13 protein-coding genes are annotated in these 22,681 nt (G+C 51.6%); 7 read left to right on the top strand and 6 right to left on the bottom strand.

The annotated features are described in order from the left end of the window. Positions 1 to 171: 171 nt before the first annotated feature. From JIN87_RS22850 to JIN87_RS22835, 4 genes are all read right to left on the bottom strand, one after another. Positions 172 to 1,653, bottom strand: a complete 1,482-nt coding sequence (locus JIN87_RS22850) for a sulfatase family protein (RefSeq protein WP_200357955.1) — start codon at positions 1,651 to 1,653, stop codon at positions 172 to 174. 128 nt (positions 1,654 to 1,781) lie between these two features. Beyond that, positions 1,782 to 2,819, bottom strand: coding sequence for a LacI family DNA-binding transcriptional regulator (locus tag JIN87_RS22845; protein ID WP_200357954.1), 1,038 nt, complete (start codon positions 2,817 to 2,819; stop codon positions 1,782 to 1,784). Between the two features lie 122 nt (positions 2,820 to 2,941). After that, complete coding sequence (locus tag JIN87_RS22840; RefSeq protein ID WP_200357953.1) at positions 2,942 to 3,526, bottom strand: hypothetical protein; 585 nt, start codon at positions 3,524 to 3,526, stop codon at positions 2,942 to 2,944. Next, on the bottom strand, positions 3,523 to 6,027 hold the full coding sequence (locus JIN87_RS22835; RefSeq protein WP_200357952.1) for an MFS transporter: 2,505 nt from the start codon (positions 6,025 to 6,027) through the stop codon (positions 3,523 to 3,525). The genes JIN87_RS22840 and JIN87_RS22835 overlap by 4 nt, the downstream gene beginning before the upstream one ends. 512 nt (positions 6,028 to 6,539) lie before the next feature. Between JIN87_RS22835 and JIN87_RS22830 the strand changes: the two genes are divergently transcribed. The 5 genes from JIN87_RS22830 (at position 6,540) to JIN87_RS22810 (ending at position 16,283) form a co-directional block, all read left to right on the top strand. After that, the gene (locus JIN87_RS22830; protein WP_200357951.1) at positions 6,540 to 8,057 is read left to right on the top strand and encodes a sialate O-acetylesterase; all 1,518 of its coding nucleotides are present in this window, start codon (positions 6,540 to 6,542) and stop codon (positions 8,055 to 8,057) included. A gap of 144 nt (positions 8,058 to 8,201) precedes the next feature. After that, entirely contained in the window at positions 8,202 to 10,934 is a 2,733-nt protein-coding gene (locus tag JIN87_RS22825; RefSeq protein ID WP_200357950.1) for a hypothetical protein, read from the top strand. A 27-nt stretch (positions 10,935 to 10,961) separates the two neighbouring features. After that, the gene (locus JIN87_RS22820) at positions 10,962 to 13,796 is read left to right on the top strand and encodes an alpha-L-rhamnosidase-related protein (protein WP_200357949.1); all 2,835 of its coding nucleotides are present in this window, start codon (positions 10,962 to 10,964) and stop codon (positions 13,794 to 13,796) included. A gap of 13 nt (positions 13,797 to 13,809) precedes the next feature. Next, entirely contained in the window at positions 13,810 to 14,769 is a 960-nt protein-coding gene (locus JIN87_RS22815; protein WP_234033576.1) for a nucleoside hydrolase, read from the top strand. A 26-nt stretch (positions 14,770 to 14,795) separates the two neighbouring features. Beyond that, entirely contained in the window at positions 14,796 to 16,283 is a 1,488-nt protein-coding gene (locus JIN87_RS22810) for an MFS transporter (RefSeq protein WP_234033575.1), read from the top strand. Between the two features lie 106 nt (positions 16,284 to 16,389). Here the strand turns inward: JIN87_RS22810 and JIN87_RS22805 are convergent, their stop codons facing one another. After that, positions 16,390 to 17,229: an aldo/keto reductase gene (locus JIN87_RS22805; protein ID WP_200357946.1), complete on the bottom strand. Its 840-nt coding sequence runs from the start codon at positions 17,227 to 17,229 to the stop codon at positions 16,390 to 16,392. 246 nt (positions 17,230 to 17,475) lie between these two features. On the opposite strand from JIN87_RS22805, the gene JIN87_RS22800 reads away from it, so the two are divergent. Both JIN87_RS22800 and JIN87_RS22795 read left to right on the top strand, forming a co-directional pair. Beyond that, positions 17,476 to 18,846, top strand: coding sequence for a sulfatase family protein (locus JIN87_RS22800; protein ID WP_267909439.1), 1,371 nt, complete (start codon positions 17,476 to 17,478; stop codon positions 18,844 to 18,846). A 101-nt stretch (positions 18,847 to 18,947) separates the two neighbouring features. Beyond that, entirely contained in the window at positions 18,948 to 20,537 is a 1,590-nt protein-coding gene (locus JIN87_RS22795) for a glycoside hydrolase family protein (protein ID WP_200357944.1), read from the top strand. A gap of 47 nt (positions 20,538 to 20,584) precedes the next feature. On the opposite strand, the gene JIN87_RS22790 is transcribed toward JIN87_RS22795, so the two are convergent. Next, on the bottom strand, positions 20,585 to 22,552 hold the full coding sequence (locus tag JIN87_RS22790) for a glycoside hydrolase family 97 protein (protein WP_200357943.1): 1,968 nt from the start codon (positions 22,550 to 22,552) through the stop codon (positions 20,585 to 20,587). Positions 22,553 to 22,681 lie beyond the last annotated feature (129 nt).

Below are 22,681 nucleotides of genomic sequence, written 5' to 3'. Positions count from 1 at the left end.
TGTTTTTGCTGTCAGGAAGGTAGCGTCCGTTGTCCCAATGGCCATTTGTTTTGAGGGTGCCCGTTGGGGATAACGGGCTCTACCTTGGTGCTGTGGCCGCTAAGCAATAAAAAAGCTCTAGCCGATTGAGCTAGAGCTTTTGTATTAGGATTATGGATGTGAAAGTCTTCGTTAGGAGGCCTCGGTTTTGGCTTTGCTTGCGGGAGCTTCTTTTAGCTGTTGGCGCATCGCTGCGAGGGTGTCGGCGTAGGCGGGATCGATAGCCAAATTAAAGAACTCTTCTGGGTCTTCCTCGACGTGATAGAGCTCCTCGTGTCCATCGTGGTACCAAATGTATTTCCATTGTTGGCTACGGACTGCTCGGGAGTGGTCACCAGGTACGTTGAATGGGGCGGTCCATCTGAGGAGATGAGGCTCATTGCTTACAGATGCCTTTTTCCAGTCATCTATAAAGGCATCGTAGTCCTTGTACGGATTCTTCATCCACTCGTAGCAGATGTCAGAATACACGAGCTGCTTGTGCGAGTCGGTTTCATTGAGTAGAAATCGTTTTAGAGACTTGCCTTGGCTCTCTTTCGGAATGTCGATGCCTGCGAAATCTAGCAGCGTAGGGAAGAGATCGATCGCTTCAGCAAGGGTTTGAGAAGCGGGAATATCCCGAGGTTCGATCTTGCCAGGCCATGATATAATGCCGGGAACGTGTAAGAGGTGGTCGACTAGATCGAGGTCCTTCTTGCACATGCCCCAGTGGAAAGCGAAGTCGCCGTGGTCGGAAGTGAATACGACGATGGTGTCCTCTTTGAGGCCCGTTTTCTCGAGATGATCAAGTACGGCTCCAACATTCTCGTCGATCCAGCTGATCATTGCGTGGTAGACTGCGATGTACTTTTGCTTGTCGCTATCTGTGGCGTCAGCTGAACCTTGGGCGATCCGCTTTATGTCGTAGCGTGATGCTTTGTTTTGGAAGGTTTCCTCTGGGTAGCTCGGTATCGGCATCTCTTCAGGTGGATGCGTCGCTTCAAAGCGCTTGGGGGCTACATGAGGCACGTGTGGATCTTCGAAGGAAAGAACGACACAGAAGGGATCCTTGCGGTCGTGCTGGTCGATAAATTGGATAGCCTTCTCCCTTAGAATGTAGGGGGCGGTGACTTCTTCTGGATAGTCGTGGAAGTCAGCCGAGGCCCAGCTGCCGAATTCTCCGAGTCGTTCTCCTCGAGCTTTTCGATAGTCGAGGAATTCCTGGCGAACTTCGCGTAGATCTTCTTTTACGCAATTGGCATCCTCGCAGATGTCGAAGGCGTCGAAGATTGATAGTCTCGGATCTTGATCGTCGAGAAGGTGGTTTTTTCCGAAATAGCCTAGGCTGTATCCGTTTTCCGCCAGATCCTTTGGCAGGAAGGGGGAGTCTTCGGAGAGTCGACCGTCGTTTTCGAGTACGCCGTGCGTCAAGGTGTATTGCCCGCTGAAGAGAGAGCACCGCGAAGGGACGCAGACCGGGGCATTCGAAAAGAATCCGTGGAAGTTTGCTCCTTCTTGGCTCAGTCGATCTAGGTGCGGGGTTTGGGCGAGGCCGCCATGAGCCGACATCGCGTCGAAACGCTGCTGGTCGGTCATGATATATAGAATATTGGGCTTCGTATTAGAAAGAGGCATAGAATGGGTGAAAATTTAATACGAAGTCTAGCTGGCTGGTGTCCGCGTTTCCAGTCCTAGCGGAACTGGTTTTCCTTAAACCGTTTATATTTTAGGAATCCCGTTCGCGGATTGAGTTTTGGAGTAATTCAGCCCTTCGTTTTATCAGGCAAGGACTCCCCGTCCAGCCAGGTAGAGTTGATCAGAATATGCTTGGGGAACTCTGGAATGCCGCGCTCGTGATACTTCACCTTTTGGTCCATGAGGTTCATGCACTGGATCGCGATTTCCCGTTTGTTTTGTTCGTTTCCCGCGACGCAAAGGGGTTTCTCTCCTCCGATGATTTGGCTTTCCGCGATATGTAGGGAGGCGTAGGCCAGGTCTTCGGGGATATTGATGCCTTCGTCTCTCATGGTTGAGCACTGTCCGACGTGGAAGCCGATGACGCAGTCGGGATCGTGCTCTCTCACCCAGGAGACTAGTTTTTGGTCGTCCTCAAGGGGGCCGAAATAAGGGGGGATCAACTCCGCGTCGGGTTCTTCGATTCTTTGGATACCGAGGGCCGCTGAATAGCGTGACGCGTCGTCCTCCATCATCGGTTCGTGTCGCCCGATCGCCAGACCGATGCGCTTGTAGCCATGGGCTCGCACCTGCTGGTAGGCGAGATTGACGGATTGGAAAATGTTTGGCCGGACGGTGTCGAACGGTAGTGGGGCGAGGAAGCGTCCGCAGAGCAGGACCGAGAAGAGGCTCCAGTCGAAGTCATCGCGAAACGTCCGATCGGAAACGGGGCCGAGTAGGATGATGCCCTGCACGCCGCGGTTGTAGAGTGTTTTGTCAGGAGAGTGGTAGCTCTTAAGCTCCTTTGGGGTGATGTGGGTGATCGAGTATCCCAGTTCGTGCGCTCTCTCCTGAATCGGATTGAAATAGCTGGCTTTGTTATAGGGGGTATCCAGAAAATCGATAAGAGCAATGGGAATGCCGAGCGAGCTTTCTGAAGACTTGAAGTGCTGGGAGGCGAGTGAGGCTAGGATGGGGTTTGGTTTGTATCCAATTTCCTCAGCCACAGCTTTTACCCTGTCCGCTAGTTTCTTTGAAACAGTCCCTTTGTTGCGTAGCGCTAGTGAAACTGTGGCGGTGGAGATTCCTAACTTTTGGGCGATTAGTTTCTGGGAGGGGCGGGGCATTTTTCTGTCAGAGTTAACAATTATAAACCCAGTTTATTCGGAAACGAGTTCAACGGATTAACTAAGCGAAGCCGAGAAGGATTGCAAAGGCGTAGTCAGCTTTCTCATTGGTTTTACGGCGCTTAGGAGTGGTCGGCCGCAGCCAGCGCTTCTTGGGACTCGGGATCGATTCTGATGGGGCGTCCTACGGCGAGCAGGGTGGGGATGGCGCAAGCTGTAAGTACGGTTCCGATACAGAGAAAACCGAGGCCGAAAGACCAGGTCCGGTGCTCCAGTAGTTCGTATGCATGCGACTCGCCCTCGAAGTAAATTATTTCGACAAGATCGTTCACATTTGAGAAGGCGGTTCTTCGGCTCCCTACAGCGAGTTGGAAATCTTTGGTGCTGCCGTCCTCTTCTTCGATGGAGGCAGTGTAACTGAAATAAGTTAAGTGGTCACCTTCGGGAATGGTTTTCCGGTAGCGGAATATGACGGGGTCGATTCCCGGTTCTTCCATGACGATCCGAGTGATGCGAGCAGTCTCTCGTTCTCCGAAAAGCCATCGTACTCCTGGATCCCAGCTAAGCCAGAAACCGAGGAGGACTATCAGTATGCTTGCGATTAGGAAAACGAGTTTTGGGCCGCCCTTATCTGGATAGTGGTACCAGTGGCCGTCTTCGCCTTGGCGTATTGTAGGGTCGCCTTTGTAGAGATCTCCTTGGTTCATCGATTCTCGTCCTCCTCTGCTCCAAATCTGTGAATGACTCCGCGCTTCTCCATTATCAGCAAGAAGATGATGATGAAGAAACCGATGATATCTGTCGCGATCTCAAGTGTTTTGCTTGAGAAGAAGTACTCGTATTCGCGTTCGGAATACGCGCTCTTTGTTGTGTTTTCGGGAATGGTCACGTAGAAGGGGCTTGCCGCTAGTGTATCCGATACACGGATGTAGCTTTCTACGATGAGTGGATTGAGGCTGCCTCTTTGACCAAGGAGCTCGTCGATTCGCTCGCTAGCTTCAATGGCGCGTGGTTGCAGCTCGCCGATGTCTTTGTCTGATTGCTCCAGAGTGAGTGTCAGTTGATGCTCGCTCGGTGACGTAGAAGCGAGTGCCACATCAGAAATGAGTTTCTCCTCTGAAATTCCTTCGGCAATCAGCTCCAAGTCATCGATGAGAGCTCGCTCAAGGAGGGTGAGTTCGATCGAAATGGAGGATGCGTCCTCATTGGATTGGTCGACGGAAAGCTCGAAACGATTCGGCCCGCGTCCGATTAGGGCTCGCACTAGACTGATAATGGCTGAACTCGCCTCGAATGATTTCTCGTTGGATTCAGTCTTTCGATAGAATCCTTCGTAGAGATCTAGGAAGATAGGATCGAAACTGAGGTCGATGTTTACGCCCGGAGTTTGACCCTGTATTGACTCAATACTTACGTCTGGACTCCATCGGGTTGCGGCGTTCTCGTTTTGGTTTCTGACGAGAGCGAACTGTGGACCGCTGATGTTGGTGATGAGTCGTTCGGTTAAACTTTCATCGAATTCCTCGATCGTCGTGAGTCCGAGTGAGAGGGTTTCGTTGCTGAATGAGGCGCTTCGGATTTGGGATCCCGCTTCGTAGAGTGACTGCTCCAAGGCAGGCATGAGTTTCGCTTTCAAGCTGTCGACTCCTGCTTCGAGCTTTTGGTCGATTTCGGTGATCCTTGTTTCGCGTGCTGCGATTTGTGATTGGATCTCCTCCGCTTCGGTTGCTTCTAGGAAGGGGGAGTCGGCTTTCGTCTCGAGCGAGCCGAGTTCGTTTTTCAATTTTTTCTTCTCCTCAAGCAGCTCTTGAGCCTCCTTGTCGTTTTGGTGAATCCACCAGCGCATTGAGGTTTCACCATCCACTCCGAACTGGTGCTCAGGCCTAAGGACCAACTCCTCGGGATTTACGCCGGCTGACTGCAGTTGGGAGACCAGTTGTTCTTCGCTTTTCTCCTCAGGAAAGGTGAGGGAGACGTTGTAGCCAGCTTGCGGCAAGAACCAGTACGACCACCAGGCGAGCCAGACTCCGACGAAGAAAAGCAGACCGTTTCTGAAGATGCTCTGGGAAATCTGGATACCGGCGTTGGCGGCGCCCATACGGCTGCGTTCCACATATTCCATCATAAGCGGGAAGCCCACGACTCCCTTGATCATGAGGAAGATCGCAGTGACGTTTCCGATGACGACGATTTGGACTAAGGTTGGGCGGAAGTCGGGTTGGTTGTAGACCCAAATGAAGTAAAACACGTTCATCCCAAGCGAGCCGACATTGGCGAGGACGAAGGTCATCATCTTCCCATAGCGGTCGGCGAACCAACCTGACAACAAGGCGAATGAAATGGCGAAGACCGCTCCTATCGCCAGCGTATTTCCCATTTCTTGCAGAGAGTAGCCCCATTGCTCCGTGTAGAGTAGGGGGAGGAAGACGCCTAGCTGCACATTGAACATGGCGACGATAAGCGTGACCAGATAGACTGGGAGCAGGTCCTTCGAGAGCACGTCCTTGAAGAAGTTCTTAAAGAAGTGGACGAAGATGGATTGGCCGGGCTTACGGCCAGAGTTGAGGTTTTTCGCGTCAGGTGGCTTGATCTCCTTGAAGCCGAGTCCTTCGTAAGCGGCGATGCCGAATAGTAGGATGGCTGCCAGCCAGAACATGATCGCTCCCCCATTCAGGGCTGTGACCTGAGCGAAGGGGCCCATGAAGTAGTAGTCGTCGAAGCGACCCAGCAGAAGGAAGAAGAAGAGGATGTTTCCGAACTGAATCGAGCCTTGGAAAAAGCCTGAGAGGCGACCGCGTTGTGGTGGGGGTACGACCTCGTAGATGAGGGCTTGGGTCATGCCTGCAAAATCGCCTGCAGCGCCGAATAGCCAGCGAAGAATGATCAAGGACCAAAGATTGGGGGCGAAGGGCATTGCGATCAGGCAGAGAGCTCGCCCGACGTCAGCGATGACGAAGAAGAATTTCCGACGTCCCCAACGTGTCCAGATATGGTCGCTCAGCCAGGAGATGAATGGTGTCCCCATGATGCTGATGTAGATCTCGATACTGATCAGCCCCATGATGGCGGCTGGATTGTCGATGAACTTCTTTATCAGGAGCAGAAAAGGGGCATTGATGACGAAGGCGCCATAGATGCTTAGCAACAAGGGCAGCTGCGCGTAGAACGTCCAATGGAGTGGGACTTTTGTTTTTCGCGTTATTATCATTAGATCAGTTCTAAGGAGGGGCGCGGTCGTTGCAGGGGGTGATTATCTGCTCCTTTTCGCGGGGTGTATGAAGGCAATCAAAGAGGGTGCCTGTAGGGGAAGCGACACCCATTGTTTGGGATTTAGTTAATCCGTTTATTAAAATCAGTAAAGGGGCAGGCTAATTTTCGAGAGTCTTTTGTAAGTTTCAGAAGAACAAAGAGATGAAGGTCTTTCTTGTTCGATTGAGAAGATGAAACCTGCTGTTCGGCCAGACTTGGTAAATCGGGTGATGGAAGTGGGGCGAGAATTGGCTGTGAGCGTGGACTGTGTGAGGCTTTTGATGTCAATTCGCGACTTGCTCAGGCGACCTTCGCGTAGCTGATCCGGTTCAAGTCGTTTGGGGATCTCTTGTATCCAATGGGGCGTTACCTAGGGTTCTTGTTCCGGACTGCTGATTGGGCGGTTTGAGAGGATTCGATCCCCGTAAGCTGATTGACTGTAGTTGCAATCTGGAGATAGGAAGAGTCGCTATGTTTAGAAATACCCTCGCATGTTTTATCGTCGCTTTCGCGTTTTGGGCTCAGCTCTCGGCTGAGGTTAAGCTACCATCCGTCTTCACCGATCACATGGTGCTTCAACGGAACGTTGAATTACCGATCTGGGGTTCTGCTGACCCTGGAGAAAAAGTCAGAGTTAAATTCAATGGGCAGAGCTTGAGGGTTAAGGCGGATGAGAACGGAAAGTGGCAAGTCGAGCTGCAGCCAATGGAGGCGGGAGGACCTTTCGAGCTGCTTGTTATGGGGAAAAACAAGCTCACTGTTCGCGATGTGCTGATTGGTGAAGTCTGGGTGTGTTCGGGGCAGTCTAACATGGAATGGCCGGTGGCTGCGTCGGACAATGCGGAAGTCGAGATCGCTTCCGCTAACAATTCGATGATTCGATTTCTGACCGTTCCGAAAAACGGCACGCAAGTCCGGCAGGATGATTTCGAGGGGGCGTGGGAAGTTTGTTCACCAGACTCGGTACGAGAGTTTTCTGCGGTTGGCTATTTCTTTGGCAGGCGGTTGCAGCAGACATTGGGGGTGCCGATCGGCTTGATCGACAATGCATGGGGCGGATCCGCCGCGGAAGCTTGGATGCCACGATACGCCTTTGAGAGCGACCCGGAACTCGCTGGAATTCTGCCTGATTGGGATAAGCGGATCGCCGCCTTTTCTGATGAAGTGCTTGAGAAGCAACTACAGGATTACGAGGTTCAGCGAGCCAAGTGGATAGAAGACGGGAGAAAGGGGCGTTCTCCGCGTAAACCTCACGACATTCGCATCAATCAGCACCGTCCGGCCAATATCTTCAACGGTGGAGTCGCTCCAATTCTTGGATACGGAATAAAGGGAGTCATTTGGTATCAAGGTGAGACGAATGCGGGACGTGCCCGGCAATACCACAAGACCTTTCCGTTGATGATATCTACGATGAGGGATGAATGGGGGCAGGGCGATTTCCCGTTCTATTGGGTGCAACTAGCAGACTTTAAAGATGAGACGGATAGTGCGGTTGAGGAGAACAGCTGGGCGGAGGTTCGGGAAGCGCAGACTGCTACGATGAAGTATATTCCCAATGGGGGGCAGGCAGTGATCATTGATGTTGGTGAAGGTAGGGACATTCACCCGCGCAATAAACAAGTACCCGCTGAGCGGCTTGCTCGTTGGGCTTTGGCGAATCAGTACGAAATCGAAATGGAGTATCGAAGCCCGGAATACAGCTCGATGGAGATCGAAGGAAATAAGGCTGTCTTGAGCTTCGATTACGTCGGAGAGAGATTATACTGTTTTGATGTTCCTTCGCCCAAGGGCTTTGCCATTGCTGGTGAGAATGGCGTGTTCGTGCACGCTGAAGCTCGTCTGGAAGGGAAAGATCGGATCGTTGTTTGGAGTGACAAGGTCGATGCTCCAGTCGCCGTCCGTTACGGTTGGGCCAATAATCCACGGGTGAATGTGTTTTCGAGGGAGGGACTCCCGCTGACTCCATTTCGAACCGATTCTCCCTAGGGAGACTTAGAGTGCAGTTAAAGCCGAGGTTTAAACGGATTAAGTTATCGGCCACTTCGTGCTTTGGCGGGTCATGAGTTAGCAAATTAAGCAACCCCATTCGTCGAAGAATCTGCCTGGGGTAGTTGCTATCCAAATCGTTTGATGACCTCAAGTACCCTAAACAAACTCTGGTTGAATATTGTCCCTCGGAAAGCTGCCTTGGGGCTCGTCCTTATGGCCTTGCTGGCTGTGTCTGGCTTCGCTGCGGACTGGTCGTTTGAGCCTGAACGTGATGCCTTTGATGAGGCTGCTCTGTTCGATCTTAGATATCTCAACGAGGATACGGCAGGAGAAGCGGGCTGGATATCGTACGACGAGGAGGGTGACTTCGTAAAAGGGAACGGAGAGTCTATTCGGTTTTGGGCGGTGAACACGAACGTGGGACGCGGCAACCCGGAGGCTTGGAGTCAACCAGGATGGCAGAATCAGGAAAACCTGGACCACCACGCGCGTTGGTTAGCAAAGCGTGGGGTAAACTTGATTCGACTTCACTCTCACATCAACCCGAGTGATAGCGCTCCCAGCATCACCGACGTGAACGCGGGGGAATTGGATTGGATCTGGAGTACAGTGGGGGCTATGCGTGAAGAAGGGATTTACTCCGTCGTATCGCCTTACTGGGCGAGGAACATGAAGAGCGGAGGATACAATGAACCATGGGGGCACTTGTTCTTCGATGAAGCCTTGCAGGACGCTTATAAGGAGTGGCTGCGTAAACTCTTCACTACTCCAACTCCCCACTTGGGAGGCAAGACTTTAGCCGAGGAACCAAGCCTAGCGATCTTTCAGATCCAGAACGAAGACAGCCTCTTGTTTTGGACAGTTGATCGGATGCCGAGCGAATCGAAGGCTGCTCTGGGGAAATTATTCTATACTTGGGCAGTGGATAAATACGGCAGCCTGGAGAACGTTTTAGCCGAGTGGGGAGAGAACTCGATGCCGTCGAGCGACACGGTTGGTTTGGATGACGATCTTGATCAGGAGATGTTCGGCCTGGCTGGGATTTGGTATCTGAAAGGAGAGGGTAGAGTGAGTACTGGAGAGTCTTCTCGGATGAACGACCAGCTGCAGTTCTTCGTGGAAACGATGATCGACTTCAACAAGGAGATCGCTCGTTTCGTGCGGGAAGATCTGAATTGTCCTGTTTTGGTGAATGCGGGTAACTGGAAGACTGCGGATGTCGTTTATCTCCAAGACAGCGAGCGCTACAGCTATGCGGAAAGTTCCGATGTCGTTGCTCTGAATCGATACTTTTCGGGTGTTCATGTTAATCCGACAAACAAATGGGATGCGGGCTGGGCTGTTCAAAACGGAGACTATTACACCACAACGTCGGTTCTGGATGACGGAATTCTTTCACTCCCCATTAGTGTAAAGCAGCCTGCCGGAAAACCAATGATGGTAACGGAAAGCACCTGGGTAATGCCGATGGATACTGCCTTTGAAGGGCCGATGTTGATATCTGCCTATTCGTCGCTCTCGGGTTTCGATGCCTATTTTTGGTTCGTAGGAAAGACGGAGGGATTTGCTCCTCCAAGATCTGCGAATGGGTATAAGCCCTCGCAGGAAAAGTGGGTATTCATGAATCCAGAAATGGCTGGGCAGTTTCCGGCTGCTGCCTTGGCATTCAGAAGTGGATACATCCAAAAAGGGGATACGGTCCTTGAGGAGCATCGCTCGCTGGAATCGATGTGGGATCGACGTTCGCCGGTGATTGCAGAGAGCGCGAGCTTTGACCCGAATCGCGATAGTGGCAACCTTCCTCCTGAATCGAATCTTGATGGAGGTGTGGACCCACATGCGTTTTTGGTAGGGCCGGTCGAGGTGCACTTTGATAGTTCGGAAGCGAATACCGAACTGGTTGACGACTTTGATGGATATGTTGAGGCGCTCGATTCTGGGGTCCGCGTGACCAGTATCACTGACGAGCTGATTTTGAGTACAGCGGAAAGGACGTTTACCATCGATTCGCCGAAGGTTCAGACCCTGATTTGCTACGAACCGGTGAGTAAAAACCTCGGCTCGGTAAGCTACGAAGTAAAGGTAGGAGCTTGTTCGATAACGACGATCAGCCTGGATTCCAAGGCAATCGGAAACTCCTCCAAAGTGCTAGTCCAAATGGCGAGCCCGAGCCGTCCTACTAACTGGGAGTCTGTGGCTACTGATTTTACCTCGGAGGGAAACACATACTCTGGATACGAAATAACAAATTACGGACAGGCTCCTTGGGTTATGAAAAGCACGGATGTAAGGGTTTCGGTAGACAATCGCAGGATATACGAAGCGCACGCCCTTGATGCCAATGGGATGCCAGTCGGCGAGGTCGTTCTCACTGAAGAAAGCGGAGGCGTAAGCTTCGACTTCCCCGAAGGAAGCTTGTACGTCGTGTTGCTCGCTACTCCCGGAGTCGCGTATGACGAGTGGAAGAATGACATTCCCTGGGGAGGGCTTGGGAGCGGACCTTTGGATGATCCAGATGGCGATGGAAATAACAACTTGGTTGAGTTCGTCAGTGATTTGAGTCCTTTAGTCTTTGAACCAAATGCTATGGGAACGGTTGCCTATTCAAAAAGCTCTGAGGGGATTGCTGTTTCGATGGAGTTTCGACAGAGTCAGCTTACCTCCGGAGTGTTGGATGTGTTTGAGGGGAGCGAAGATCTGGTGACGTGGCAGCCTTTAAATGAAATCGACGACGAGCCAAAATTTGAAATCGTGGATGAGGATCCGGATGGCGACGGAAGTGCTACCTTGAGTCGCTTGAAGATGAATATCTCACTCGAAGATCCACGATTGTTTTTGAGAAGGAAAGTTTCTTTACCCTCTGGGGACTCCTAGGGAAAGGGAAGGGGAGGAGCATTTGGAATGAACACTGACTCGGCAAAGTTTGTTTGGTACGATCGGGAAGGGAAAGGGAGGAATCGCTTTGCAGCGTTTCGTCGGACGTTTGCGCTTCGATCGAAGCCCGAAAAGGCGCTCGTACAGGTTTTTGCGGATACGTCCTACCAATTGTTCGTAAATGGGGTATTCGTGCAGTTCGGTCCGGTCCGTTTCGATGTTAGAAATCCTCAATTCGACACGCATGATATTGCACAGTATCTGAAGTCTGGGGACAATGTGATTGCCGTGCTGGTGAAGTCCTTTGGTTGCAAGACCTTCAAGGATAATTCTGTACAAGGTGGTTTTATCGCTTGGGGTGAGCTCACGGATGATGATGGTACTACAATCGAGTTGGCGACGAGTAAGGATTCGGATTGGAGAGTAAAGCGTTACGAGGCTTTCGACCCGAATGCAGCCAAGATGAGCTTCGCGCTCGAAACTGTAGACGTATTTGATCAGGAAAAAGACGAAGCTGACTGGTTATTGCCGGAGTTCGATGATTCGGGCTGGAGCCGTACCGTTGAGCTGGAGGACCAGTCGGTATGGGGTGAGTTGAGTGCTCGCACGATCCCATTCATGGACTTGCAGCCGGTTCCCATTGAATTGTATCGCCAAGTCGAGCCGCTGTCTGATCGCGAGGTTTGTTTTGGTTATTCTCTGCCGACTCCCTCATTTCATGGTGAGATTGATATATTTGAGGGACGAGATACGATGGCCTTTGCAACCGCAACTTGGATACACTCGCCGCGAGACCAAAACGTGGTATTCGGCCTCTATTGGGGACGCTATTTTGTAAATGGTGTCGAGTGTGAAGCAGCAGGCGATACGGATCGATTGCGCAAGGACTTTGTCCTCCCTCTCAAAGAGGGGTGGAATGCGTTCGTAGCGATGGAGACAGTTATCGATGATGGCTACACCTTTTACATCGCTTTTCCTAAGGCGTCGGGAGTCTCGCTTTCCGCAAACAAAGAAGCTGGTGATTCAAGTTGTTTGCTCTACTCAGGTCCACATGACCCGAAAGAGCTAGAGTCTGTAGTTGAAAAGCGGATCTCAGATGCTGATTCGATCCATCTTGGTTTGGAGAAGTGGATTGATGTTGAGGAGGAGCATCGCGCTATTAATGCGGGACGTCGTAGCCAGTGGGATCAGTATGAAGCACCAATCGAGAGTGTTACTGCTGAAGAACTGGTAGCCGGTAAGAGCTTTTCGATTGATCAATACCCCAACGGTTTCTCTGTAAGTTTGGACTTCGGGCAGATGAGGCTTGTCCTGCCTCATCTGGAGCTCGAGGGAGCGGTGGGTGCCGAGGTAGACCTTTGTTACAACGAGCACCTTACGGCGGATAAGACGCAGCTCTTGCAGAACCCTGTTTATACTTCTGGAGATCGTATCTACCCGACGGAGGCTGTCTGCCGCTTTCGTCCGAGTCAGCCGCGTGGAACGAGGTACCTACGCCTTACGGTTCGTGGCGCGAAGTCGGATGTGACCCTTCGTAATCTGGAGTTTCTTTCCTGCCACTATCCGGTGACGCGACTGGGGCACTTTAGTTGTTCGGATCCATTGCTCAATTCTATTTGGGAAATGTGCGAGCGTACTCAGCAGGCGAACATGGAAGATGTGTTCGTTGATTGTTCTGGACGCGAGAGGGGGATGTATCTGCGTGACGTGATCATCCAGTTCCACAACGGCCTTGCCGCCTATGGCGATACACAGCTCATGGGACGTTGCATGGAGCTTTATGGCCAATCTCCTGATCATACCGGAAAGTTCCGCTGCGTGTATCCAAACAAAGGTGACTATACGATCGCCGATTTCGCGATCGAAGCGATTGATGGGTATTGGCAGTATTATTTGGCATCGGGTGACCTTGATCGATTGCGAGACGATTGGCCGGCTATGTTGGGATCGATGCAATGGTTTCACGATCTATCCGATGAGCGGGAGGATGGCTTGCTGAATGCTGATTGGCCGGAGCTACACGGAGTTGAGTCCGCGTACGGGGGACTGCATGGCGACAATGGTGTTGAAGCCTCTGAGCAAGATAAGACAGGACCAAATGCGAATCTAACCTTTCCTTACGTTTTAATGCTCGAGAGCGCTATTCTCATTGCGCGCGAGTTGGGTGAATTGGACGAAGCAGACCGTTTGTCCGAGCGTTTAGGAAGGGTGCGGTCCTCGGCAGTCTCTTGCTTTTGGAATGAAGAGCTTGGTTGCTTCAACGATAACTTAGCCGGCGGGACGCAGTCACCGCATGCGAGCATTTTAGCAGTTGTTTCGAAGTCGACTAACACCGGGCAGGAGGAGCGGATTCGCGAGCATCTGAGTAAGACCTTATCTCACGTTTTCCTAGATAAGAAGGATCCAGAGAATGGAGCGCGTTTCAGTCCTGCGTATTCATTTTTCATATTCCAGGGGCTTTATGCTCTCGGTCTCTCGAATCTAGCAGAGAGTCTGATTCGCCAAGGGTGGGGATGGTTTCTCGAGCAAGGTGCGGTGACGACTCCTGAGTTTTTCCACTTCAAGCAAAGCCATTGCCATGCGTGGTCAGCGTCGCCGATGTACTACTTGTCGAAGGAGGCTTTGGGAGTTCGTTTTCCCGATGCTCCTAACTTCTCGAAGGTTAAAATTGAAATCCAGAGCGATCTAAAATTCGCTGAAGGGGCTTTTCCGTTCCCTGGAACTGATGAGGCTGTTGAGGTCAAGTGGCGACGTGATGCGTCAGGAAAAATCGAAGGAATGGTAAGAGCTCCAAAGAGAGTTAAGGTTGAGTGGGACAGTGAACGTTTCAACCTGTTTCTCGAACGCATCGATGATGAGTGAAGCGTCGAACAAAGTGAAAGTGATCTTGGATACCGACATGGGGTCCGATTGCGATGATGTGGGAGCTCTCGCTCTTTTGCATAGCTATGCCTTGGACGGTAAAGCTGAAATTCTCGGTGTGATCTACAGTTCGGGTGTAATCCCATACGGCGTGGGCGTGATTGATGCGATTAACACATGTTTCGGAAAACCCGACCTACCAATTGGGGCCTACAAAAAAACTGACGTGGGAGACCCTATAGACAAGATGCTTGCTGAGAAGTTGGCAAAGGACACAGCTGCATTTGGACACAAACGGATAGGTACCGATGACGCAGAAGATCAGACCAAGTTGAATCGCCGTCTTCTCGCAAACGCTGAAGATAGCAGCGTGATGTATGTAACGATTGGGCACACCACTGGGATCAGCGAATTGTTATCTTCAGGGGCAGACGAAGTCTCGTCTTTGAATGGGATCGAGCTCGTTCGAAAGAAAGTGCGTCGATGGGTGGCCTTGGGAGGGTTGCGAGCGAACAGTGATAATGGTTACCACGCTCAAGATTGGAACTTCTTCCGGAATGGAACTGTTCCTTACACCAAACATGCGATCGATACCTGTCCGGTACCGATCACCTTCATCAATGCGGGGGACTTTGTGCTGACCGGGAAATCGTTGATTAAAACGTCGCCTGGAAATATCGTACGAACCGCTTATCGGGATTGGTTGTGGGAGTTCGATAAGTCGACGCTGGAAGCCCAGAGACCGAGTTGGGACCTGGCGACGGTCTACTATACGGTTGAAGGTTTGGGGCCGTATCTTGAGGAAGATCAACCCGGACATCTGGATTTTGATGTAGAAAAGGGAAGTCGTTGGTTCACGGAAACAGTGAATGAATTGCACACCTACGTGAACCAAGTCGAAGGTAGAGACGAGGCTTTTGCCAAGTACCTCGATGCACTTATGTCGAAACACCTTCCGAAGAATTCGGATTAACCCTCTGAAACCCGACGACGAGCAAGATGAAGGCGGTGAATAAAATTCCCGAATCCGAACGAGTACCGACGAAGGAAAAAACGGCGTACGCGATCGGGCAGTCGATGGACATGTTCGCAGCGAATACCACGATTAATACTCTGTGGATGCCGTTCTTTAACCTTGGCCTCGGGATTAACGCTGCGGTTCTAGGCGTGATCCTGATGATCTATCGCCTGTGGGATGCGTTTAGTGATCCTCTGGTTGGATTCATATCTGACAACGCGCGAACCCGCTGGGGACGTCGCCGGCCATTTATTCTGGTGGCGGCTTTTTTCGTCGCTTTCCTGTATCCTGCGTTTTGGTACATGCCGAACATCGTCCAGTTTTTCGGTGCAGATCCAGATGCTGTATTTGCCTCCTTTAGTGTAGGAGGCGATATGCTGGAGTTCACGGTATTGAGCGTTTGGTTGGTCGGCTTCGGAATCCTTTTCTTTCTTGTATTCAGTTTTTGGTCGATGCCGTACTATGGGCTCCAACTAGAGCTGACTCCGAACTACGACGAAAAAACACGTGTCACGGCCGCGATGACGGTCGTGGGGAAAATAAATATCATCTTCGGAGCTTTGATCCTCTGGCTGGCGAGCGATTGGCTAGCTGACAAGTCTGCTGGGGCGGCCGGTATCATTGTGGGAATGCAGACTCTCTGTATTCCTTTTGCCATCGTCATGCTTATCGTTGGGGTTTTGCCCGCTCTATTCGTGAAGGAGCGAAACTACGGAAAGAGTGTTGTCTCGCAAAAGAAGGAGAAGTTTTCGACGAGCCTGAAAGAGTCGTTCACCTGCGGTCCTTTATGGATTTTGATTGGTATCTCCTTCTTCCACGTTTTCGGAGCGACTGTCATCGGACAGTTGGGCTACTATGTGAACCTCTTCAAGGTGAGCGACGGGGCGATTGGCGATGCGACAATGTTGGAGCTGGTCAAACGAACCGGTGAAGTGGTAGTGGGCTTGGCGTTTATTCCTGTTTGGATATGGCTGGCTGAGAAGTTGGATAAGAAGAGTGTGCTCGCGATTATCTTGGTGGGAGGCGTTTTGAATCAGTTTGTTGCTTTCTACTGTATCCGCCCGGACATGCCTTATCTTCAGGTTTTACCTGCTGCCTTGAACGCGGGTGTATCCGCATCGGTCTGGCTGATTCTTCCCTCTATGAAAGCCGACGTAGCGGATTGGGATGAATTGAAAACCGGAAAGCGACGGGAGGCCTCGCTCAACTCCTTCTATTCATGGTTCATCAAGGCCGCTTTGACGGCATCTGCGGGGGCGACAGGGATTGTGGTTCAGTATGTTGCTGGGATCGATCCGTCTCTGGAGACCCAGCCTGCTGAAGTGGTGGACCGCTTGTTTAAGGCATTCCTGATCATGCCCGGCGTTTTGTTAGCGATTCCGATGTTGTTCCTGTTTTTCTACCCTCTCTCGCGTAAACGAATGGAAGGGGTGAGAAGCGAGCTTGAAGAGCGTCGAGTGGCGAGTTAAGGGGGAGATGTGCTTGTGTGATGGGGCGGATGCTTCGTGGGCGTCTTTTTTTGTTTTGTTACCCGTTTTAAGGCAACGACGGAGCGTTGCCCTCCTGATTTTCTGTCTAGAACCAGTCGTCTTCCGGACGCCAGGTGATGATCGATTCGTCTTTGTTGAGAGCGTTCATCGTCTGTATGTCGGTGTTGGATAGTTGGAAGTCGAATACGTCCGCGTTTTGTTTGATACGCTCTGGATTTACAGATTTCGGGATGACGACAACTCCTTGCTGAAGCTGCCAGCGGATCATGATCTGAGCTGGCGATTTCCCGTACTGGTCAGCGATTTCGTTGATCGTTGGGTCCTTGATTGCACCAGCTTGGGCGAGTGGAGAGTACGCCTCGACTTGTATTCCCTTTTCTCGGCAGTATTCGAGGAGCTCGTTGTTGGCGAAGTAGGGGTGGCGTTCAACTTGGTTCACAGAAGGGCGAGTATCGACGCTCTTGAAAAACTGCTCCTCGAAGCGGCGGACAGTAAAGTTGCTCACGCCCACAGACTTGACCTTACCCTCGGCTTTCAGTTCGAGCAAGGTTTCGAAGGCTTCCTCTGTTCGTTCGCGTACCGGCCAGTGTAAAAGATACAGGTCAATGTAGTCGGTATCCATATTTTGGAGGCTCGTCTCGACACATTTGCGGGTTTTCTCGGTTCCAAAGTCGCTGCAGTAGATCTTGGTAGTGATGAACAAATCCTCCCGAGCGATCTTGGTTTCGTTGATTGCTTTTCCAACTTCAGTTTCGTTTCCGTAGCCCACTGCGGTGTCAATGTGGCGATAGCCGGAGTCGATGGCTGAGTGGATAGCCTTGACGCACTCATCCGCCTCGGTGATCTGGAAAACGCCCAGTCCGAGCATGGGCATGGCAATGCCGTCATTGAGTGTAGTGCAGGTGTTTATGTTGAGTGTGTTCATTGTCGCGAATGAGGGAAATTGAAAGCTAAAAGCCGAGTTTTGGGAAAAGATGGAAACCTGTTAAACAGGATCAGATCGGTCACCCATTGTATATCTTATTCCGTTAAGATAGAGCCAAAGAGTGACTCATTGAATTGCTCTTTTCACAAAGGGCACTTGCCTAATGTTTAGGTTAGCAGTGAACAGTAACGGATTTAGTAAACCTTATTTTGATCTCGAGATGCTTAGAGTCTCTGTTTGTTGATAATGTCGTCATTCCTCTTTTCTATTCGAGTTTTCTCCCTCGGGGTTTTGTTCTTATTCTCTTTTTTGAGTGCAAAGGAAGAGAACCGACTGCCGAACCTCGTTTACATAATGGTCGATGACTTAGGGTACGGTGATTTAGGTTGTTACGGAAGTACGCAGCATAGGACTCCGGTGATAGACCAGCTTGCAGCAGAAGGAGCACGGCTTACGGACTTCTATGTGAGTGCGGTTTGCACCCCGACGCGGACAGCGTTCTTGACAGGACGTCACCCGGCGAGAGAGCGATTGTTCGAGGTGCTTTGGCCGACCAGTGAAGGTGGTCTTGATCCGAGTGCGGTCACGATTGCCGAATGGTTATCGGAATACGGATACAAAAGTCACTGTATTGGTAAATGGCATGTCGGGCACATGGAGGAAGAGCAGTTGCCGCTCGGTCAGGGGTTCGACGAGTGGTATGGGATTCCGTATCCAAATGATATGGGACCCGGGCATCCCCAGGAAGGTTTCCGCAACGAGTCTTGGCCTCCGATCCCGATGTATCGTGGTACAGAAGTGGTGGAAGCTCCTATCGATAACGATTTGCTAACTCAGCAGTTCACGGCGGAGGCGGTTCGCTTCATCGCGGAGAATCATCATCGTCCCTTTTTTCTGTTTCTCTCTCATGCCATGCCGCACACGATTCTGGGAGCGTCTCCAGATTTCAAGGGGCGAACCGAGAACGGATTGTTCGGTGACTCGGTGGAAGAACTCGACTGGGGAGTTGGCGAAGTGTTGCGTGCTCTACGGGTATTTGGACTGGAAGAGAATACGCTAGTCGTCTTCGTCAGTGACAATGGTGCTTCGATGCGACCTTGGAAAAAAGTAGAGGGAATCGAGTGGGGACTTGGTTCGAACGGCGAGCTTCGCAGTGGTAAGATGTATTCGTTTGAGGGAGGCATTCGTGTGCCTGCGATCTATCGCTGGCCGGGCGTGATCCCGGAGGGGCAGGTGATTGATACTGCAGTGAACATATTGGATACAATTCCTACTTTTGCTGAGATGGCGGGTATCGAAAGTTTGGATTCAGCAATCGATGGGGTTTCGATCGGACCGGTTTTACGCGGAGAAAGTCATGATCTCGATGATCGGCCCATTTTTGTAGGGTCAGGCCGAATCGACGCGGTGCGCAAGGGTAAGTGGAAGTACATGGTCTCGAGCGAGCCGACATGGAAATCGGATATCGAGTGGGAGCCTTTGCTTTTTGATCTCAGTCAGGACATTGGCGAAAAGCAGAATCTAGTTTCTGAGAAACCGGAAGTAGCTAAGGAAATGAAAGCCATCCTCGATGCGTTTCAGGCTGAGGTGGATGCGGATTACGAAGCTCGGAATTGAAGTTTTTTTGCCCACCAAGGGCACTAAGAGTGCACGAAGGTTTTGTTCGTGGTGAAGGTGTGTAGGTGTAAATAGACTACGCGGTTTAGGTTTTTGTTGTTATGAGTTTTAGTCCACTCGGAGCGTTTACGCCCACTAAAGATCTCTGGAATCGTCTTCAGAGGAATTTCAATCGTCTCGAAGAAGAGAAGTTCTGGCCGCAGAATATCTTCCAACGCGAGAAGGCCTTTGAGCGTTGGCCGGGAGATATTGAAGGTCGTACCCTGCTAGGATGGGTCTTGCTGTCTCAGGCGACGGGGCATGCACCTCGTTATTTGGAGGAGACGTTGCGGCTCTGGCCAAGCGAACTTAATGAGCGAGGCTATTATGGGCGGATCTATGATGATGGAATAAGCGAACAGCAATTGTCGTCTCATGGATGGGTTTTGCAGGCGTTGGCCGAGTTGCACCGCTGGGATCCGGAAAGTCCGGCCCGAGAGTTCGCGCTTCCGATTATCAACAATCTCTTTTTGCCTACGAAAGGTGCGTACAAAAAATACCCGATTGAACCGAGTTCTCGCGAAAGCGGAGGTTCCTATAGTGGCTCGCATCTCAAGCAGGTTGGCGAGTGGATCCTCTCTACGGATGTTGGGTGCTTTACGATTGGGATGACAGGACTGATCGATGCGACGGAGGCATTCGGTTTGAGAGACGAACTCTCGCCTTTGATCGAGGAGATGATCGGTCGCTTCTTGGAGATGGATCTCGACCTGATTCAAGCGCAGACGCATGCGACTCTCACGGCGTGTCGCGGCGTTATTCGTTGGGCGAAACTAACAGGGCGTAGTGAGCTGATGGAGGAGATTGAGCGTCGCTACCGACTGTATATCGACCTCGCATGGACGGAGACGCACGCGAACTTCAATTGGTTCGGTCGCCCTCAGTGGACAGAGCCGTGTGCGGTGGTCGACTCGCTTATGGTGGCGATGGAACTTTGGTTACATACCAAAGATGATGTCTTACTCGAGCAGGCTCAGCTGATTTGGTTCAATGCGCTCGGGCATGGGCAGCGATCGAATGGCGGTTTTGGTTGTGACAATTGTCCGGGCTCTGACGGTGAGTTGGACTTGTTCTACAAGACTGATGAGTCGCACTGGTGCTGTACGATGCGTGGAGCGGAAGGCTTGGCTCGGATGTCTCAGTTTCAAGCGATTGTCGATGGTGACACGCTCTACCTGCCGTTCTTACTGCCGGGAGATTATGAGTGGGATGGGCTGAAGCTTTCGATTGAGTCGGAGTACCCGCATGAAGCGAAGATGACGCTTCGCGTGGTGAACAATGAGTCTTCGGTGAAACGCTTGAAGCTATTTATTCCTCATTGGTGGACAGAGGCAAAATCGAGTGCAGGCGGTTTGGATGACGGCTGGTGTACGGTGTCTTTGCATGAATGTGAGGATGTGAGCCTGAGCGGGGTGTTGGATTCAGGATACCGTGAGATACTCAGCTCGACCCGGCAGTTCGCCGAAGCGAAAGGGCATGCTCAGGCATTTGTAGGTCGGGTTGCTTACCATGGTCCCCTGGTACTGGCGACCAAAGCAGGTCGAGCGGACGAGGAAAAGGACACCGACGAGCTCGAACCGATTTTTACTAACTACTTGTCTGATACGATGGATACAGAGCGATCATACCGCCGCTTGATTCTGACGGATTAGCTTGCTTGTCCAGATGAGCCTCCGCTTGGCCAAGCGGAGGCATTCGCTTACCTTTTGGTAATCGTTGCTACGAAGCCACCGCGTGGAGCGAATGTGATTTGCACCTTGTCTGATTTCTGAATCAGCTGCTTCGACTGCGAGAACTCGGTCTTGCTGCTTCCGTCGCCGATCAACTCGAGAGAATGAACTCCGCTAGGCAGAAATGATAGGTCCAAGCTGTAGTCGAGGGTTTGATCTTGTCCGTTGAGGCCGGCGACGTACCAAGTTTCACCTTTGCGGCGAGCAATGACGACGTTTTCACCAGGATGTCCGGAGAGGAGTTTTGTTTCGTCCCATGCAACTTCCAGGTTTTCTAGGAAGCGCCAGACATAGAAGGGGAGTCGCTCGAAATTCTCTACGGTTTCGGAGACGTGTTGTATGCCACTCTCGAATACGATCGTGGTGGCGAGCTCGTGAGCCCAAGTTGTGCTGGTAGTGATCTCGGGGCCCATGCCTTGGAAGAGGAATGGGGTGTAGTCCATGGAGCCGACCACGTTTCGGGTAAAGGGAAGGATGGTATTGTGAACCGCAATCGTGTCGGCGAACTTTTGGCTCCAGAGTTGTTCGCCGCCTTTAACGGCTTCCATGGATACGAGATTCGGGTAGGTGCGTTCCCATCCTCTCGGCAAGGTACATCCGTGGAAGAAAACCAGGAGCTCGTAGTCGGCGGCGTCTTCGATGATATCGATATAGAGCTGAATCTGGCCTTGCTTGTCGGATTGGAGGAAGTCGACTTTGATTCCTTTTACTCCGAGGGATTGCAGCCATGCGAATTCCTTTCGTCTCGTATCGGCCAAGTGGAGTCTGTCGGCCGGTCCGATAGGTTTTACCAAGTTTGTAGGGCCACCCGAGTTGTACCAAACGGTGAGGTCTACATCGCGTTCGGCCGCGTATTCGATGACCTGTTCGATGTTTCCATTCTCCATTATGTGCCAATCTGCATCTACCATGGAGTAGGGCCAGTCGAGTTCATCGGCGAGATCGATGAATGGGATAAGGCGGTCATAGTCGGTTTGGCTGCTATGGTCGAAGAGCCAACTCCAAGTGGAGGGGCCGGGCTTGATCCAGCTGGTGTCCTCGATTTTGCAAGGATCGGCCAGATGGTGAACGAGGCTGTTTTCTGCGATCCCTGCGAGATCTGGTGAGATCATGATAACGCGCCACGGGGAATAGAAAGGAAGCTTGGCTGTCGAGGTCTGAGGGTGGACTCCGTAGGTTTCATCTGTCTCCGGAAGGCGAATACGGTAGAGTCCATCCTTCGGATCTGGTTCAAGGTGGGCAGCGAAGTAGTTTCCGTCGAGGTTGGATTCGGTGAGCAGAATCCATGCAGGTTCGGTTTGGAAGAGTGCGGGAAAGGCCCATCCCACAGACTTGGGAGATGGGGTTCCGATAGACACCCCGTTTTGGTAATCCTCCTCATAGCCTGGCGCCCAGGTACCGACTGGAGAGTAGTGGGAGATCCACTTTTTTCCGTTGCTTGGTAGTTTGAATCCCGTTTCCTCAGCAACGATTGTATGAGTTCCGTTTGTACCCGGAAAACCGTAGCGGAATGCGACGCCTTCCTTGTACGCACGGATATGAACTTCGAGAGTCGTTCCGGACTTGTTAACGAAACTGATGACGCGTTCGTTGTAGTGGTTGTCTAGTGACGCATGCTTTCCGGTTAACATCGTATAGGGATCGCTGCGGCTAAGCGTTTCGCTCTCACTGAGAAGAGCGAGCTGAGAACTGAGATCCTCCGAGTCTGTTTTTACACCAAGCGGGGAGGGCGCGATCAGTGTTTGGAATCCTGAAGCTTCAACCTGCCAAGCAGGTGCGGTCTTTTGAAAGGCGGCGGAGTAGGAGAGCTTGCCGTTTTCTAACTGGAGTTCGATTCGGGTCCGCATATCGGGAGAGTCCACTTGCCAGGATTTTGGCGCTGCTGGACAAAGAGTCGCGACTGCGAGCAAGGAGAAGGGGAGTAGTAGCTTATTCATTTTTAGTGGAAGGTAAGCATGGGCCCTGAGTGCTATTTGGGTAAGGGGGTGGGCTTCGGTTAGGCGGGGATTTCGCTCTTTTTGCTTACTCGTGACGATTAGAGCAAAGCTGCAGGTTGTGTCCTAGTC

Source organism: Pelagicoccus mobilis (genome assembly GCF_016595505.1).
Taxonomy (GTDB): domain Bacteria; phylum Verrucomicrobiota; class Verrucomicrobiia; order Opitutales; family Opitutaceae; genus Pelagicoccus; species Pelagicoccus mobilis.
Note: the sequence above shows the minus strand (reverse complement) of the source record. Positions and strands in the feature narration are given on the sequence as shown.

Excerpts from the sequence above, each read along its gene's own strand:
- JIN87_RS22805 (WP_200357946.1), bottom strand. The coding sequence starts at position 17,229 with ATGAACACACTCAACATAAACACCTGCACTACACTCAATGACGGCATT.
- JIN87_RS22800 (WP_267909439.1), top strand. The coding sequence starts at position 17,476 with ATGTCGTCATTCCTCTTTTCTATTCGAGTTTTCTCCCTCGGGGTTTTG.
- JIN87_RS22810 (WP_234033575.1), top strand. The coding sequence starts at position 14,796 with ATGAAGGCGGTGAATAAAATTCCCGAATCCGAACGAGTACCGACGAAG.
- JIN87_RS22850 (WP_200357955.1), bottom strand. The coding sequence starts at position 1,653 with ATGCCTCTTTCTAATACGAAGCCCAATATTCTATATATCATGACCGAC.
- JIN87_RS22845 (WP_200357954.1), bottom strand. The coding sequence starts at position 2,819 with ATGCCCCGCCCCTCCCAGAAACTAATCGCCCAAAAGTTAGGAATCTCC.
- JIN87_RS22790 (WP_200357943.1), bottom strand. The coding sequence starts at position 22,552 with ATGAATAAGCTACTACTCCCCTTCTCCTTGCTCGCAGTCGCGACTCTT.
- JIN87_RS22795 (WP_200357944.1), top strand. The coding sequence starts at position 18,948 with ATGAGTTTTAGTCCACTCGGAGCGTTTACGCCCACTAAAGATCTCTGG.
- JIN87_RS22840 (WP_200357953.1), bottom strand. The coding sequence starts at position 3,526 with ATGAACCAAGGAGATCTCTACAAAGGCGACCCTACAATACGCCAAGGC.
- JIN87_RS22825 (WP_200357950.1), top strand. The coding sequence starts at position 8,202 with ATGACCTCAAGTACCCTAAACAAACTCTGGTTGAATATTGTCCCTCGG.
- JIN87_RS22835 (WP_200357952.1), bottom strand. The coding sequence starts at position 6,027 with ATGATAATAACGCGAAAAACAAAAGTCCCACTCCATTGGACGTTCTAC.
- JIN87_RS22830 (WP_200357951.1), top strand. The coding sequence starts at position 6,540 with ATGTTTAGAAATACCCTCGCATGTTTTATCGTCGCTTTCGCGTTTTGG.
- JIN87_RS22820 (WP_200357949.1), top strand. The coding sequence starts at position 10,962 with ATGAACACTGACTCGGCAAAGTTTGTTTGGTACGATCGGGAAGGGAAA.